The following is a 15,076-nucleotide window of genomic DNA, read 5'->3' as shown; positions in this document are numbered from 1 at the left end:
TCAGCCTCAGAAATTCCGGGTCAATCCGACATTGATCGTACGTCCTGGCGCAATATAGCCAGAGCTGGCCTGATAGTCCTTGTCAAAAATATTCTCGACCGAAAACTTCAGTTGCGATTGCTTGTCGATGGAATACAGCGCCACAAAATCAGCGGTCACATAGTCACCGAGTTTCTTGTTGTTCGCAGCGTCCGCGTAGCGGGAGCCGCCGTAGATCAATCTTGCAGCCAGATCGAGCTTTTCAATCGGCGTGAAATTGACCTCAGCCGCTGCCTTGAAACGTTCACGATAGGGAAGATCGTTTCCAGTGTCTTCATCGATAGGCCGCTTGAAATCCACCATGCCTTTGGCACCCCACTGGTCGTTGAAGCGGTGGTCGAGCGTCGCTTCAAAACCGGTAATGTGGGCTCGGTCAACGTTCACCGGCAACCAGAGATGCGTTTGCTCGTTTTCTCTCCAGCTGATGCCCTGCTTTAGTCTGGTATCGTAGAAAGCCATATCCAGACTGGTGCGAGCGCCGATCCGCCAATTCAAACCGAGTTCATAAGAACCCGATTTCTCGGGGTTCAAATCAGGATTTCCCGACAGCGGATAGTAAAGATCATTAAATGTCGGCGCACGGAAACCGGTTGCGTAAGAAGACCTCAGCACCAAATCCGGCAAAATTTCATAGCTCGCGCCAAGGTTATAAGTGGCGACGTTGCCGAATTGACTGTTGTGGTCATAGCGAATGCCACCGTCAATGCGCAACGCCTCATATTCCAGCGAATATTGACCGAACACGGCAGCCAGGTCGCGGCTGGTTTCATCATAGGCAACCGTGGTGTTGATCTCCTCGCGGTAGGCCTCCACGCCAACGGTGACCGTATGACCAACGTTGCGGGTATCGAAGCTCTTCTCGGTCGATCCAAAAACCCCATAACGCCTGGTTTCAAACCGGTCAGATCCGTTCACGCCCTTGCGGAAGTTACGGCTATTGTCGATACCGGTGCTGAATTCCAGTGTTGACGACCAGTCCGCCGAATGATCGATCCGCGTTCCGATCTTGCCGTTAAATGCCGTGCTGTCAGCCTGGTTCGGCGAAGTCGCTTTGGCGTCATACTGGTTACGCCCCCGGCTGAAGAGACCATCTGCATAAATTTTACCCCAATCGAAATCTTTCGACAGCGCAAAGTTGAAGGAGCCCTGTAGAAATCCATCGCGATCAGGCTCATGACCAAACGCATCCGATGTGGTGAAGTCATATCCTTGCGTGCCGGTGATAGCCGCGCCGAAAGTGTAATCGACCCCATCTTTACTGCGCCCCTGAACGGAACCGGAAACATAGCCGCCCCATGGATGGCTAACCCCGGTAGAAAGGCTGCCGCACCAGGAGCGCTCGCCACAGGCACCACCCTGCTTGGTAATGATATTGACCACGCCACCCATGGCGTCGGCGCCATATTGAGCAGAATGAGGGCCTTTTGCGATCTCAATGCGGTCTATTGAGCTCAGGGGAATATTCGCCAATCCAGTTGCGCCGCTTGTCGCGGACGCGGTGCGCACGCCATTGACCAGCACGACTGTTTGCGTGGCGGACATCCCACGAATGAAGATACCAGCCGAAGAACCCTGCCCGCCATTCGTCTTGATGGAAATACCGTTATAGGATTTCAGCAGTGACTGCAGATCGGGAGCGGCCGAACGCTCGATATCCGAGGAATCGATGACAGTCACCGATGAGGTCGAGCGCTGCAGCGAAGACGCGCGGCGCAATGGCGTGACCACGATTGTATCGAGAACGACGCTGCCCTCGCTTTCCGGCAGGTTTTGCGCAAGCGTCACAGACGGTAGTGCAAGAACACTGGCCGATACCAATAGAACCGATGATTTCAAAAGATGCATTTTTTCCTCAACCTGCCGTATCGGAGGACCGATAACCGGCTTTTCCTCTCACCGCAGGTTGAAGTGATAGTGGCGTGATACGCCCTTCTTCCCGACGGCAACATTTCAACAATGTCACCGCCACGGACAGCCGCGCCTGGACACACCCCGTATCCATGCATGGGTGACCGGATACGGCAGGTCTCCTGACTTCCGGGTCATCGCTTTTCCGCCGCCTTCCCGATCGCACGATAGCTTTCAGTGGCTTTCACCGCTTGCACGGCTGTGGAGGATAGCTCTCCGGTTACAGTTGCGGGGGCAGTCGCGGCATCAGCCCGAATGGCTTCACCGTGTTCCCTTTTCATCCGCCTGAACAGCGGAACCGTTTCCTAGTGATTGCGATAGCAACATGGTTAAGGATTCGCAACTGCGACGAAGCGCAATCCGGAAGAGAAAACTGAATCACATTGGCAAGGAATGGATTCAGCCTCCTGTTTTCAAAAGAATTTTCTTATCGCAGGAACGCACGGAAGCGCTGGAGCGCGAAGTAGAAAAGCACCGAGCCGATGACGACAAGGGCCAGAAACTGCGGCCACACGACGCTTAGCCCTGCACCACGAAACAGGATCGACTGCGCCAATATGACGAAATGCGTGTTCGGCGCCGCCAGCATGATCGTCTGGATGACCTCGGGCATGCTTTCACGAGGGGTTGTGCCTCCTGAAAGCACTTGCAAGGGCAGTAGCACCAGCATCAGCAGCATTCCGAATTGCGGCATGGAACCAGCCGCAGTCGCCAGAAAGATACCAAGACTGGTCGTCGCAAAAAGCTGCAGCGCCGCACCGACGAGGAACAACGACACCGATCCATAGATGGGAACAGCGAGCAGTCCCTGCACCACCACGACCAAGGCAAAAGCTGAAGCAATCAGCACGACCAGCCCCATAGACCATATTTTGCTGACCATGATTTCGACGGGCGTTACCGGCATCACCAGCAGATGCTCTATGGTTCCGTGTTCGCGCTCTCGAATAAGGGCTGCGCCCGTCAGAATGATAGACAGCATCGTCACCGACGAAATCACATTGTTGATCGCCCCGAACCAACCCTTGTTCAAATCCTGATTGAATCTCGCCCTCAGATTGAGTTCGACGGGTGTTTGTGCGCTGCCGCGATAGCGATTGAGAAATTCGTTCACCTCGCTCGTCACAATCGCCTGCACATATCCACCCCCGGTAAAGGCCTGGCTCATCCGGGTCGCGTCGACATTGAGCTGGATCGTCGGGGAACGCCCAGCCAGAAGATCCCGCTGAAAATTCGGCGGGATGTTGAGTGCGAACGTGTCCAGCCCTTCATCCATCCGGGCATCCATTTCATAAGATGAAATGAGTTTCGGAGGTACGAAATATGGCGGATAGAACGCTGTCGTGATGCGGGCCGAAACCGGTGACAGATCTTCATCGACAATCGCTATGGCCGCATTGTTGAGCGTTTCGGGCATCGCCTTGGAAGCGGTGTAGATCGCAAGCGTAAAGGCATAGACGATGAGGATCAGCAGCATCGGATCGCGTGCGAGACCCCGCAGTTCCTTCACACCAAGCTGGACTATGTTGGATATCCGCATCTCAGCCCGCCTGTTTCTTGAGAAGAATGATGGCGAGCGCCATGAGTAGCGGCACCGCGATCAACAAGGGCAGAAACGAACCTGCGAGATCGGCAAATCCCAGTGCCTTGGAGAAAACGCCACGCGAAATGGTTACGAAATGCGTTGCAGGATAGATTTTGCCGATGAAAGCGCCCGCGCCTTGCAGCGACGACACAGGGTCAATAATGCCAGAATATTGCACCGCCGGAATGAGTGTCAGCAACGCCGTGCCGAAGATTGCAGCGATCTGGCTGTTCATGAAAGTCGACAGCACCAGTCCCATGCCGGTCGCGATCGTGACATAGAGCAATGCCGCCAGCGCATAGGTTGGGAAGCTGCCCGTAAACGGTACCCGAAAAATGAAGACTGCGAAGGCAGTCAGCATCAGGAAATTGAGAAACGCCAACCCGATATACGGCAATTGCTTGCCGAACAGAAATTCGAATTTCGTCACTGGCGTCACGTAGAAGTTGATGATGGAACCCAGTTCTTTTTCACGGACTACGCTTAGCACCGCCAGCATCGCCGGGATCATCAGCAGCAGAAGCGGAATGACCGCCGGCACCATGGCCACGAGGCTTTGCACATCGGGATTATAACGGTAGCGGATTTCCAGGTTGAAACTGCCGACAGTCGCCGCGCGCCCATAAAGCTCACGCGCTTTCTGCGTCAGCCAATTGGCATGCATCCCCTGAACATAGCCTTTGATTGTCTCCGCGCGGGTTGGCATCGCGCCGTCAATCCATGCGGCGATTTCCACTGGGCGTCCGCGCATGACATCTGCGCCGAAATTCGGCGGTATTTCGATGGCGAGGCTGATTTCCCCCTCGCGCATTCGCCGGTCGAGATCGTCATAATCGGTTATCGGAGCCTGTTCGGAAAAATAACGCGAACCTGCAATCTGCTGGACATAATTACGGCTGATCGTCGTGTCGTCCCGGTCGAGAACAGCGAATTTCAGGTTCTCGACATCCATGTTGATGCCGTAACCGATGACAAACATCAGGATAACGCTGCCAAGGATAGCAAGCGTTGCACGGATCGGATCGCGCTTCAATTCCAGCGCCTCGCGCCGCGTATAGGCCAGCATTCGCCTCAGGTCCGGCAACCAGCCTGAAGCCTGCTTTGGATGCGATTCATCTGCCTCTGCCGCTTGATCCGGCAAGACTGCGGGCAATTGCGCGAGCTGTCCTGTTTCGCCGATAGCATCCTGAAGATAAGCGACGAAGGCCTCCTCCAGAGTTTCCGCATGGCGACTTTCGGTAATCGCCTTGGGGGTATCGCTGATCAACACCTTGCCCGCATGCATCAGCGAAATACGGTCGCAGAGTTCCGCTTCGTTCATGAAATGGGTGGAGACAAAAATGGTGACGTTGTCCTTGCGCGACAAATCGGCAAGGATTTGCCAGAAGGCGTCACGGGCGACCGGGTCGACACCAGATGTCGGCTCATCGAGGATAAGGATATCGGGCGAATGGATCAAAGCCACAGCCAGTGAGAGCCGCTGGCGAATACCAAGCGGCAAGGCGTCGGGCAAGGAATCCATGACCTCTGTAAGATCAAAACGTTCGGTCAATTCCTTGATCCGACGTTCGGTCAGGTCGTCCGCCATCTCGAACAGCTTGGCGTGAAGCTCCAGATTCTGGCGAACGGTCAATTCCGAGTAAAGTGAAAACGCCTGGGACATATATCCGACATGGCGGCGTATATCGATATCCTTCGGGTCGACCTCACGCCCGAACAGCAGGGCTGTACCCTCACTGGCGGGCAACAGCCCCGTCAGGACTTTCATGGTCGTGGTCTTGCCACAACCGTTGGAGCCCAGAAAGCCGAAAATCTCGCCACGCGGGATGCGAAAACTCACGTCATTCACTGCCGTGAAATTGCCGAAGCGAACAGTGACGTTTTGCGCCTCGATTGCGATTTCGGCATCGTCGCCGAATTCACGCTTTGGGATTTCGATATCGTGATGCCCTTTTCGCAATTCTTCCGGCAGAAGCGCGATAAAGGCAGCATCGAGATTGGGAGTATTGGTACGCTGCAGCAATTCCTGCGACGTACCCGTCGCCAGTATCTGACCGTCATTCATCGCGACGAGCCAGTCAAAACGCTCGGCTTCTTCCATATAGGCCGTGGCAACGATGACGCTCATTCCCGGACGATCCTTGCGGATATCGTCGATCAACTCCCAGAACTGACGCCGGGATAGTGGATCGACACCGGTCGTCGGCTCATCAAGTATGAGCAGGTCGGGATCATGGATCAGCGAGCAGCAGAGGCTTGTCTTCTGCTTCATGCCGCCGGAAAGTTTGCCCGCGGGACGGTCGGCGAAGGGCGACATGCCGGTTCGTGCCAGAAGATCGGTAATACGCCGCTCGCGTTCTTTCCGGTTATGTCCAAACAACCGTCCGAAAAAATCGATATTTTCGAACACCGAAAGCGTCGGATAAAGGTTCTTCCCAAGCCCTTGTGGCATATAGGCGATGCGCGGATAGGCGGACTGAAGATGCCGCTTATCGGAAATATCGCCGTTCAGGACCTCGATATGGCCCTGCTGCACCGTCCGGGCCCCGGCGATCAGCGATAACAGGCTCGACTTGCCCACCCCATCAGGCCCGATCAGCCCGACCATGCAACCTGCCGGAACATCAAGGTTGATCTCCCGCAGCGCGCGGGTTTTTCCGTAGGACAATCCTACGTCTTGCGCCCGGACGACAAAGCTGTCGTCGCTAGCGCCAGCTTTGACCGGAACATCATTCATTTCACGGTTTCCGCAAGATGCTGCGGCCACTCGGCATTGGGATCAAGCTTGACATAGGCCATGCCCGGAAGTCCCGTTTTTACCTGCTGAATATATTTTTGAAGCAGTTCCTGCGAGATCTTCGCCTTGACGCGGAACATCAGTTTCTGGCGCTCCTCCTCCGTTTCCACGGTCTTGGGCGTGAACTGGGCAACATCGGCCACAAAGCTAATATTCGCAGGAATGACATATTGCGGCGCGGCGTCGAGAACAATCCGGGCCTCGGCACCAATGGCGACCCGCCCTGCTTGAGCAGTCGGCAGGAAAAAGGTCATATAAACATCGCTGACATCGACAAGATTGAGCACCCGTCCGCCGGCGGAAAGCACCTCGCCCGGCTGGGCGACGCGATACTGGACGCGCCCGGGTTTCGGGGCCCTCAGGGTGGCGTCGTTGATATCTGCCTGAATGCTGGCGATTGCCGCCCTGGCGGCCTCTACGGATGCCTCGGCATCGATGACCTGCGCCTTTGCGGCGCCTATGGCGGCTTCCGTGGCGGCGAGCTGTGCTCTGGCTGCACCGACCGCTGCCTCTGCTCCCTGCGCAGTCGCGCGATCGTCGTCAAGAACCTGCTGAGAAATCGTGCGTGTTTGCGTCAATTGCTGGGAGCGGGCCAAACGTCGTTGCGCGGCATCGAGCTGCGCTTCCCGCTGCGCCACCGTCGCTTCCGCAGCCGTGTGTTCAGCTTCGCGTTGCGTGACCAGGCTCCGTGCCGTCTCGATACCGATCTCGGCTCGGCGCAGTTGCGCTTCGGCCTGTTTGAGCTGGCTTTCAAGCTGGTCCGTATCCATGCGTGCAAGGATGTCATTTGCCTGTACGAAATCGCCTTCGTCGACGAGGATTTCGCGGATGCGCCCCGGACTCTTCGTTGAAATATCGATTTCAACCGCCTCGATGCGGCCGTTACCCCGGGCGATGCCTTCCGGCAGCCCGTCTCCGTTCAGCGATTTCCAGGCGTAATACACGCCTGCGGCAAGGACGATAATCGCTCCAGCCAGTATCCATTGCTTGCGGTTGAAAGCCATAATGAAGCACCCTCATTGCCATCGTCGTCACGATACCGTCTTCAAACGAAGCATCGGCAAGCGGTCGCTGTCTGCGAGGGTTTTCGTCATCCCCACCGCCCCGCCTCCGGCATGGACCGGAACCTTCTTTGGGGGATATGGAACTACCTTCTCATTTAGCAACCGGTGAATTGGGGGAAGCGATCCAGAATCGCAAACTCCCGGCTGGGTCTGCTCTAGCCATCGCCGAAACCGTTCGCCTTGATTAGGATCAAGAACAGCTAAAACATCGATGTCGTTGGAGACGCGGGTGCTGATTTGATGAAACAGAGGGGAGCAACGCCGACAGCACCCGCTGGCTGCCGACAGGCGACGTTGCAGAAAGATCGCGCTCATGCGCTCGACAGATTGATTTAGCCGGGGTGCCTTTCGAGTAGGGCCTCGGCACCCCGGGTCACCGGCTCTGGTGGAACCCGGCAACGATGGCTAGTTAGCACCCGCTCATAGGAAGCTCTTTGATTTCAATCAAACAGGAGACAATTCCGCGAACTATGATCGTTTTCCCAGTCAGTTTTTTCGTGGCCTGCATTTGCCCCATGTCTTCTTCAGATAGTTCGAGACAGCTCCGAGCTTCGGATCGGAGAGAAACCCCTGACGGAATAGAATGCTTCCCTTCACTTCCGGTAATGCATCATTGAGTTCGAGCTGGCGCTTGATTTCTGTCACGCCATCGCCAGCCTCCCATCCGGGCTCGAGTGTAGTCCCGGCGCCGGCCCGATAAAGCGCCAGACCGATATAAAGGTCGGTCTGCGTCCCCCGAACCGTCTCTGCCCACCATCTGGCAATCGTCCCGTAGGACGCTTCCTTCCTTCCGAAGGACCAGTAAATCTGCGGCGCAATATAATCGATCATCCCCTCCTTCACCCAGCGCCGGGTGTCGGCAAAATCTCCATCGTAATTGGTTTTCCCGGCGCGGGTTGCAGAACCGCGCGGATCGTCAGCGGCATTGCGCCAGACGCCGCTCGGACTGATGCCGAAACGAACATTCGGTTTGATTGATTCTATCTTGTCGGAAATCTGCCGCACCAGCGTATGGGTATTGTAGCGACGCCATTCATATTTGCTCGAAAAACGCGTCCCGAACTGTGCATAGGATTTATCGTCATCGAGTCTCGACGATGCAGTTTCATAGTAGAAATAGTCATCGAACTGAATGCCATCGACATCATATTTCTGAACAACCTCAGCGGTAACATTCGTCACCCATTCGCGAACGGCCGGAATGCCGGGATCGAGAACATAACGATCCGCCGATACGCCAACCCAGGCCGGGTGGGTTTTATATACGCTGGCTGGCGACTCCTTCGACGAATTTCGCAACTCCTTGCGGGTTGACGGCTTTGTATCCATCGAAACGCGATAGGGGTTCAACCAAGCGTGCAGTTCTATGCCCCGCTTATGCGCTTCCTGAACCGCAAATTTCAGCGGATCGAAGCCCGGATTTTTGCCTAGCGTTCCCGTCAGATAGGACGACCACGGCAAATAGGCTGACTGGTAAAACGCATCGGCAGTGGGCGAAACCTGAAAAATGACGGCGTTGATACCGTGCTCGGCCGCCTCGTCAAAAAGCCTGACAAGTTCTTCTTTCTGGCGCTTTACACGTTCGGCATCGTCCTCGATCCGAGAGGAACTGCGCGACGGCCAATCGAGATTGAGGACCGTCGCTATCCAGCTGGCATGAAATGCATCGCAATCGAGGGGCATGAATTCGTTCCGTCTAAACAACTTGTCAGGCAAGGGGTTTGATATGGCTGTTTAAAACATTAGGTTAAAGATTGAAAACCGACAGCGAGGGCAACATGTACAAGAATATTCTCGTCACGACCGATGGGTCGGAGTTTGCAGAGCGCGGCCTTGCCCACGCATTTAAGCTGGCGCATAGCGTTGGTGCGAAGGTGACCGTGTTGACGGTGACCGCGCCCTATTCGGTTTCGGGGCTTCCGGGCGGCTGGACCGATAGCCCTGCTTTCATCGAGCGTTTCGAGCAGGAATGGAACGAGTATGCCGATAAAACCCTCGCGCGTGCGCGCGAGCTGGCGAACGAAGCGGAAGTCGAAGTTCATACGCTGCATGAGGTTGCCCCGCATCCGGCGACATCCATCATTGAGACAGCCAAGGAACTGCGCAACGATCTCATCGTCATGGCTTCCCATGGTCGTCGCGGACTGAAGGGCATGCTTCTCGGCAGTCAGACCCATGAAGTCCTGACCCGCGGCAACACACCGGTTCTGGTCGTAAAGTAACACGAAGTCGAGCCCGGCCTGAAATGCCGGCCCTTATTTCAGCCGGCCTGATGACCTGTTGCGCTTTCGATATCAACGCGAAAAAAGACTGGCGCAAGTTTGCGTTCGTGACCGTCTTTGGCAACCGTTTTTGTGTAGGCGGGTTCCCACCAGGTTGGCTCCGAAGCCATGAGCGCGACGATCGAGTTTTTTTCGTCTTCGCGTTCGATCTCCCGATATCGGCCGTTCAGCACTACGGTGCGCCAGCTGGTCCGGGATTCAATCTGATCGAAAAGGATGCAAACCGCATCGTTCTTGCGCAAGGCGTCGGTTTTATGGCCCTCGGTCGTAAAACAATAGAGTGAACCGCCGCTAAACCGGAAACTCAGTGGTAGGATATACGGGCGATTGTCGAGAACGTAAGCCAGCCGCCCCAACTGGGTGTGCTGTATCATGTTCCGGATATCGTAATCCGACATTTCCCTGATCATCATGGCTCAGCTCCGCCGTTTGCTTGTCTGCCGACAGGTTAACATAGGGCGGCGTTCCAGCTTTGACCGTAATCAAAGCGCAGGGGCGGTAATTTTATCAGATGAAGAGACGTCCTTCCGCGATCTTGACTGCGGTTCCGCCGATCCGGGCACCTGTAAGCTGCTGTTTGGCAACGTCCAGTTCAAGGCGAATCCGCGAAGGCCGCCCCATCTCCATACCTTGCTCGATCCACCACTGCGAACTGCCATCAACAGGCTTGTCGTTTTTCTGGATCATGCCTGCAAAGGCAGCCGCTGCAGAACCGGTAGCCGGATCTTCATAGACATTGGCGCCCGTTACAAACATGCGTGCATGGAAATTGCTGTCGAACAGAATTGTTTCGCGGCAATAGACATAAATCGGCAAGGGACGGCCATCGACGTGCGGCAGGCTTTCATTGACATAGACCGGATCAATGGACACTTTTGCTGCCGCTATCAGATTATGGACCGGCACCAGCAGATAGGGTGTACCCGCACTCCAGACTGCGGGCACATGGTTCTCGAATCCGATCTCGTGTGTGCCGAGACCGATTGCGGCGGCGGCCTCTTCCTTTTCGATCTTGACCTCGAGCCGTTCCGGAAGGCGGGGGAGATCGAACTCGGCGAAAGCGCTGTTCTCGCCAAGTATCACGCCACACCGAACAATGCCGACCTTCTCTTCCAGAGCGACGAGCCTGTCCGTCTCATCCCCCGTCTTGCGGCGTCGGGCGAGCGAAACCGCCGCACCCACCGTAGGGTGCCCGGCAAAGGGAAGCTCATAATCAGGCGTGAAGATACGCACCGCCGCCTCATGCGCCGGATTGCTCGGCGGGAAAATGAACACCGTTTCAGAAAGATTGAACTCGCGTGCGATGGCCTGCATGCGCGTATCGTTCAAACCTTCGCTGTCATGAACCACAGCCAGCGGATTTCCAGCCAGAGCCTTGTCGGCGAAAACGTCGAAAACCTCGTAAAATCTGCCGGAAACAGCGGCTTCACTCATCCCTCATTCTCCCCACGACATGCTCACAAGACAAATTGCAAAGGCGATTTCACTCCGATGCTTCATGCTGCGCGTTATCTGCGAGCATAGACAATTTCGTGGCGCTGTCATCTGCAAGTCTGACCAAGTTTTAGAGATTGTTAAAATGCCAGTCCGCGAAGGCTCGCACATAACTCGGCGTGGCCTCGCCCATCGCCCCTGCTGCCTTCACCGGAATGATCTCTGACAGCTCGGGCTCGGCCTCATCAGCCAAGTACTGCTCGATCCGCGACACCAGCTCCGTCGATGGCGCGTCAAAATAATAACGGCGGAAAAGCGCAACGCTGCGATTGCCAGTCACGAGATTGATTTGCTGCTCCGCTCTGGCGTCATGAAGATCGAGACCGGTTTCTTCCTGAACCTCTCGCCTGCGATTGGCATCATAGTCGACATATCCGTCGACAATATCGTTATCGTCGATCGAGCCAGCCGGAAAATAAACCCTTCCGGCTCCCGCATTCTGCACCCCCATGCGGCCTGCGATCAGATGACCCTCGCTGGAGACAATCACACCGACGCCGAAAATGTGCCAAGGACGTTCCTGCGATACGTCACGTCGCCAGTGCATCAATGTCGCAAAACTTGTACGCTTGAAACCGGCTTTAAATAGACCGCCCGTCAATTCCGCTTGCGGGGCGAGATAAAACTCACCATCGAACAAGGTCGGGTTCGCAGCCCGCTCTTTCGTCCAGTTCGAAGCAATCGCTTCGCTGTTCTCCACCGTATATGGCAAAGAACCGGGCAGCACCCGCACATCCGCACGGTCGATTATATGGACGGTGTTTTCGCGGACCTGTTCCATCATTCAAACCATATTCAGCGTCACTGCAACCGGGCAATGATCGCTTGCCTTCGGACGATCCCACCCGGTTCGGGGATAGCGGTCGATCTGCTGACCCGGCGGAAAAATCGTGCGCCACGGCTGCCCGCGCCGAATGATGTTGGGAACCGCTCTTTCATTCTTCTTCGCGAATGAAGGCGACGCCATGATGTAGTCAAGCTGGCAGAGATGGCGCTCTTGCGGCCCGCGCGTGTGATAGAGCGTCCAGCGGTCCATCACGGGACGGCGTTCGACCAGGTTGACCGCAAACCCGTCTCCCAGAAGCACGTCCAGCGCACTTTCTTCCTCGACCATTGGCGTGAATTCGTAACCGTTCCATTCATCGCCTCCGATGATGATCCGCTCGCGATAGTCATTGAAGTCACCGCAAATCAGCCAGCGGCGATTGGCAACATTGGAAGGACCGAACTTGTCTTCGATGATACGGCGTATCGCTCGCGCTTCCGCGCGACGCACCGGCAAAGAGGAAGTTCGTCCATCAAAGCCGTTGCGCGCGCCCGTCATCGATTTCAGATGTGTCACGAAAAGCGACAGCGGCTTTCCGGCAATACGAATATCCACATTAAGGCAATCCCGCTTGAAGATGCGGTCATGGGCTTCAAGTCCGAGTTCGCCGAGGGCAGGCTCGTACAGGCCGAAATCATTATAGGTTACGTAGGCGTAGCTTGTGACCTCATCAACCTCAATGGGCTGGCCGTCCCGTGTGGTGTCGCGCATCATAACGGCGACATCGATGCCACGGCTGTCGTTTCCGTCAATCAGGTATTTATGCCGGAAGCCATGGCCTATCATCTTGAAAAGATAGCCATACTCGAATGCATTCAGCGCAGCGAGGTTGTCCACTTCCTGCAGGCAAAGAATGTCGGCGCGTGTTTCGGCGATAGCAAGGGCCGTCATCTGGCGCGTATCGTCGGCATGCGCAATGGCCCGTGCCTGCTCGAGAAGGCGATATTGCGCCTCATCGCTGATTTCAAAGAGTTGCAAGGTGCGATCCTGATGCAATTCATTGCGAAAGCCGGAAAAATCGAACCGGCGCATCAGGTTTTCGACATTGAAGGTAGCTATTGTAAACATGCATGCGCAATCTCTCCGCTTGCCGGGCGATTGGCAAGAGGATGAATTCCGAAACCAATAAATTTCTGCTGAAACCGTGACTTGGGTTTCAAAAGTACCCATATACCGGGAGAAACGTCATTGAAGCGAGCCGAGACGATGCGAAACCTACTGCACCTGACGATACTGACCGGACTTTTCGTTGCCGGTATTGCGAGTGCGGGGTCAGCCGTCGAACTTCGCAACAGCCAGTATCTTCCCTCGTTGAAGCCGAGCGGCCCTTTGATTATCGGCGGTCAGGCGGGAGCCAATCGCACCGACCCGAGCGCCCGCAATTGCTACGGTTCGACACTTTGCCGGGAAAGCGGAACTTATATTACCGAACACGGCGTATTAAATTACAAGAACGGCGATGCCCTGCAATATCGGCGCACGATGCAGCCGCCGACCGCCGGCGCGCGCCCGAGCAGCAACCATATCCAGTGGTGTTCGAACCGCTATCGCAGCTATCGAACATCCGACAACACCTACCAGCCGATAGCCGGTCCGAGAACGGGCTGCAATTCACCCTTCCAGTAAGAAAAAAGCCGGGTCAGAACCCGGCTTTTACATCTGCGGCTTAGGCAGCGGCAGATTTTGTGTGAGCGCGTATCAGGCGACCAAGCCGCTTGATGCCTTCATCGATCATCTCGTCATTGGCGCAGGAATAGCTGAGGCGCAGTGTATTGGCTCCGCTGCCGTCAGCAAAGAAAGCGCGGCCCGGAACGAACGCGACTTTTTCGCTATCGATGGACGCGGCAAGCAGTGCAGCTCCATCCATGCCTTCCGGCAACGTGACCCAGACGAACATGCCGCCCTCAGGCTTCGTCCAACTCGTGGTCTCCGGCATATATTTCGCCAGCGCTTCGAGCATCTTGTCGCGACGGTGCTTATAAACCCTGTGCAGCTTCGCTACCTGAGCATCGAAGCCACTGCTGGCAACGCGCTGAATGGCGATCTGGTTGATCGTGGAAGAGTGAAGGTCCGCTGCCTGCTTCATCAGAACAAGCTTGCGAATAACCGGCTTCGACGCCACCACATAGCCGACGCGCAGGCCCGGAGCCAGCGTCTTGGAGAAGGAACCGCAATAGATGGTGCGGGTCTTCTCGATATCGCCGCCGTTACGGGCAATGTCGAGTGCCAGGATCGGCGAAATCGCATCGCCATTGTAGCGAAGATACTGGTAAGCCGCGTCCTCGATCACCGGAATGTCAAGTTCATCCGCCTGTGCGAGCAGTTTCTCGCGGCCAGCAAGATCGACGGTTTCGCCCGTCGGATTGCTGAAATCGGCAGACAGATAAGCGAACTTCACCTGACCGCCAGCTTTTTCCGCTGCCTGCGCATAGGATTCCGGCGTGCGATTGCCCTTGATCGCCAGTATATCGTAATTGGGCTCGTAAGCGTTGAAGGCCTGGAGCGCGCCGAGATAGGTCGGTGCGGTCACGAGCGCCGTGTCGGCAGGCGACAGGAACAGCTTGCCCAGATAGTCGAGCGCCTGCTGGGAACCCGATGTGATGAACACATTGTCTTCCGTGCAGGGAATGCCGATCTTGGCAAGCTCACCGACGAGCCAGGTGCGCAGCGGCTTGTAGCCTTCCGAAATGGAATATTGCAGCGCTGCATTGGCTTCGGGGCCGGTAAGAATATCCTTATAGGCCGCCTGGAATTCGTCATGCGGGAAAAGCGCCGGATCAGGAATTCCGCCCGCAAACGAAATAATATCGGGACGTTCCAGAAGCTTCAGCAGTTCGCGGATTTCTGATGCGCGCATACGTTTCGAGCGCGTTGCAAATACATTTTCCCAGTCCAACACGGGAAATCTCCTCAATTAGACTATCCGTAGATTTTACGGAACTTGTAATAGCGAAGTCTCCTCAGAACTTGGCTATTGGATGTGAAGCTCTAGCGCACTTTTCGGCAGACGAGAACAGCTTTTCCCATGCTTCTATGGAATAAAGATATTCGGAATTGTTTTGGGCCTTTAAGTGCATGAAA

Annotated in this window: 12 protein-coding genes and 1 riboswitch; of the genes, 2 read left to right on the top strand and 10 right to left on the bottom strand. The window is 55.7% G+C overall.

Annotated elements, in window-relative coordinates; translation table 11 throughout:
• Positions 1 to 6: 6 nt before the first annotated feature.
• The 5 genes from ACS5UA_RS01595 to ACS5UA_RS01575 all read right to left on the bottom strand — a co-directional run bounded on the left by ACS5UA_RS01595 (position 7) and on the right by ACS5UA_RS01575 (position 9,076).
• Complete coding sequence (locus tag ACS5UA_RS01595; RefSeq protein WP_443101112.1) at positions 7 to 1,884, bottom strand: TonB-dependent receptor domain-containing protein; 1,878 nt, start codon at positions 1,882 to 1,884, stop codon at positions 7 to 9.
• Between the two features lie 158 nt (positions 1,885 to 2,042).
• Positions 2,043 to 2,265, bottom strand: a riboswitch (cobalamin riboswitch).
• Between the two features lie 109 nt (positions 2,266 to 2,374).
• Positions 2,375 to 3,487, bottom strand: a complete 1,113-nt coding sequence (locus ACS5UA_RS01590) for an ABC transporter permease (RefSeq protein ID WP_021586668.1) — start codon at positions 3,485 to 3,487, stop codon at positions 2,375 to 2,377.
• A 1-nt stretch (position 3,488) separates the two neighbouring features.
• Positions 3,489 to 6,269, bottom strand: a complete 2,781-nt coding sequence (gene rbbA, locus ACS5UA_RS01585; RefSeq protein WP_021586667.1) for a ribosome-associated ATPase/putative transporter RbbA — start codon at positions 6,267 to 6,269, stop codon at positions 3,489 to 3,491.
• A complete protein-coding gene (locus ACS5UA_RS01580) occupies positions 6,266 to 7,333 on the bottom strand; it encodes an HlyD family secretion protein (RefSeq protein ID WP_021586666.1) in 1,068 nt (355 codons plus the stop codon). Before ACS5UA_RS01580 ends, rbbA begins: the two co-directional genes overlap by 4 nt.
• A gap of 546 nt (positions 7,334 to 7,879) precedes the next feature.
• Positions 7,880 to 9,076, bottom strand: coding sequence for a glycoside hydrolase family 10 protein (locus tag ACS5UA_RS01575; RefSeq protein ID WP_443101111.1), 1,197 nt, complete (start codon positions 9,074 to 9,076; stop codon positions 7,880 to 7,882).
• Between the two features lie 95 nt (positions 9,077 to 9,171).
• On the opposite strand from ACS5UA_RS01575, the gene ACS5UA_RS01570 reads away from it, so the two are divergent.
• Entirely contained in the window at positions 9,172 to 9,615 is a 444-nt protein-coding gene (locus tag ACS5UA_RS01570; protein WP_021586664.1) for a universal stress protein, read from the top strand.
• A gap of 38 nt (positions 9,616 to 9,653) precedes the next feature.
• Here ACS5UA_RS01570 and ACS5UA_RS01565 read toward each other — a convergent pair whose 3' ends face one another.
• The 4 genes from ACS5UA_RS01565 to ACS5UA_RS01550 form a co-directional block, all read right to left on the bottom strand.
• Positions 9,654 to 10,088 (bottom strand): pyridoxamine 5'-phosphate oxidase family protein, encoded by a 435-nt coding sequence (locus ACS5UA_RS01565; protein ID WP_021586663.1) that lies wholly within the window; start codon positions 10,086 to 10,088, stop codon positions 9,654 to 9,656.
• Positions 10,089 to 10,182: 94 nt separating this feature from the next.
• A complete protein-coding gene (locus ACS5UA_RS01560) occupies positions 10,183 to 11,109 on the bottom strand; it encodes a PhzF family phenazine biosynthesis protein (protein WP_021586662.1) in 927 nt (308 codons plus the stop codon).
• 130 nt (positions 11,110 to 11,239) lie between these two features.
• Positions 11,240 to 11,950 (bottom strand): NUDIX hydrolase, encoded by a 711-nt coding sequence (locus ACS5UA_RS01555; protein WP_031346687.1) that lies wholly within the window; start codon positions 11,948 to 11,950, stop codon positions 11,240 to 11,242.
• A 3-nt stretch (positions 11,951 to 11,953) separates the two neighbouring features.
• The gene (locus ACS5UA_RS01550; RefSeq protein ID WP_021586660.1) at positions 11,954 to 13,063 is read right to left on the bottom strand and encodes an endonuclease/exonuclease/phosphatase family protein; all 1,110 of its coding nucleotides are present in this window, start codon (positions 13,061 to 13,063) and stop codon (positions 11,954 to 11,956) included.
• A gap of 138 nt (positions 13,064 to 13,201) precedes the next feature.
• Between ACS5UA_RS01550 and ACS5UA_RS01545 the strand changes: the two genes are divergently transcribed.
• Complete coding sequence (locus ACS5UA_RS01545) at positions 13,202 to 13,621, top strand: BA14K family protein (protein WP_021586659.1); 420 nt, start codon at positions 13,202 to 13,204, stop codon at positions 13,619 to 13,621.
• Positions 13,622 to 13,661: 40 nt separating this feature from the next.
• Here the strand turns inward: ACS5UA_RS01545 and ACS5UA_RS01540 are convergent, their stop codons facing one another.
• Entirely contained in the window at positions 13,662 to 14,894 is a 1,233-nt protein-coding gene (locus ACS5UA_RS01540; RefSeq protein WP_031346792.1) for an aminotransferase-like domain-containing protein, read from the bottom strand.
• Between the last annotated feature and the right edge of the window lie 182 nt (positions 14,895 to 15,076).

It is taken from the genome of Brucella sp. RRSP16, from assembly GCF_052246815.1.
In the GTDB taxonomy this organism is placed as follows: domain Bacteria; phylum Pseudomonadota; class Alphaproteobacteria; order Rhizobiales; family Rhizobiaceae; genus Brucella; species Brucella intermedia.
This window is presented reverse-complemented; position numbering and strand designations above follow the sequence as displayed.

Bases quoted from the DNA above. Each gene is read 5' to 3' on its own strand.
- ACS5UA_RS01580 (WP_021586666.1), bottom strand. From the start codon at position 7,333: ATGGCTTTCAACCGCAAGCAATGGATACTGGCTGGAGCGATTATCGTC.
- ACS5UA_RS01555 (WP_031346687.1), bottom strand. From the start codon at position 11,950: ATGGAACAGGTCCGCGAAAACACCGTCCATATAATCGACCGTGCGGAT.
- ACS5UA_RS01565 (WP_021586663.1), bottom strand. From the start codon at position 10,088: ATGATGATCAGGGAAATGTCGGATTACGATATCCGGAACATGATACAG.
- ACS5UA_RS01575 (WP_443101111.1), bottom strand. From the start codon at position 9,076: ATGCCCCTCGATTGCGATGCATTTCATGCCAGCTGGATAGCGACGGTC.
- ACS5UA_RS01550 (WP_021586660.1), bottom strand. From the start codon at position 13,063: ATGTTTACAATAGCTACCTTCAATGTCGAAAACCTGATGCGCCGGTTC.
- ACS5UA_RS01595 (WP_443101112.1), bottom strand. From the start codon at position 1,884: ATGCATCTTTTGAAATCATCGGTTCTATTGGTATCGGCCAGTGTTCTT.
- ACS5UA_RS01545 (WP_021586659.1), top strand. From the start codon at position 13,202: ATGCGAAACCTACTGCACCTGACGATACTGACCGGACTTTTCGTTGCC.
- rbbA (WP_021586667.1), bottom strand. From the start codon at position 6,269: ATGAATGATGTTCCGGTCAAAGCTGGCGCTAGCGACGACAGCTTTGTC.
- ACS5UA_RS01570 (WP_021586664.1), top strand. From the start codon at position 9,172: ATGTACAAGAATATTCTCGTCACGACCGATGGGTCGGAGTTTGCAGAG.
- ACS5UA_RS01560 (WP_021586662.1), bottom strand. From the start codon at position 11,109: ATGAGTGAAGCCGCTGTTTCCGGCAGATTTTACGAGGTTTTCGACGTT.
- ACS5UA_RS01590 (WP_021586668.1), bottom strand. From the start codon at position 3,487: ATGCGGATATCCAACATAGTCCAGCTTGGTGTGAAGGAACTGCGGGGT.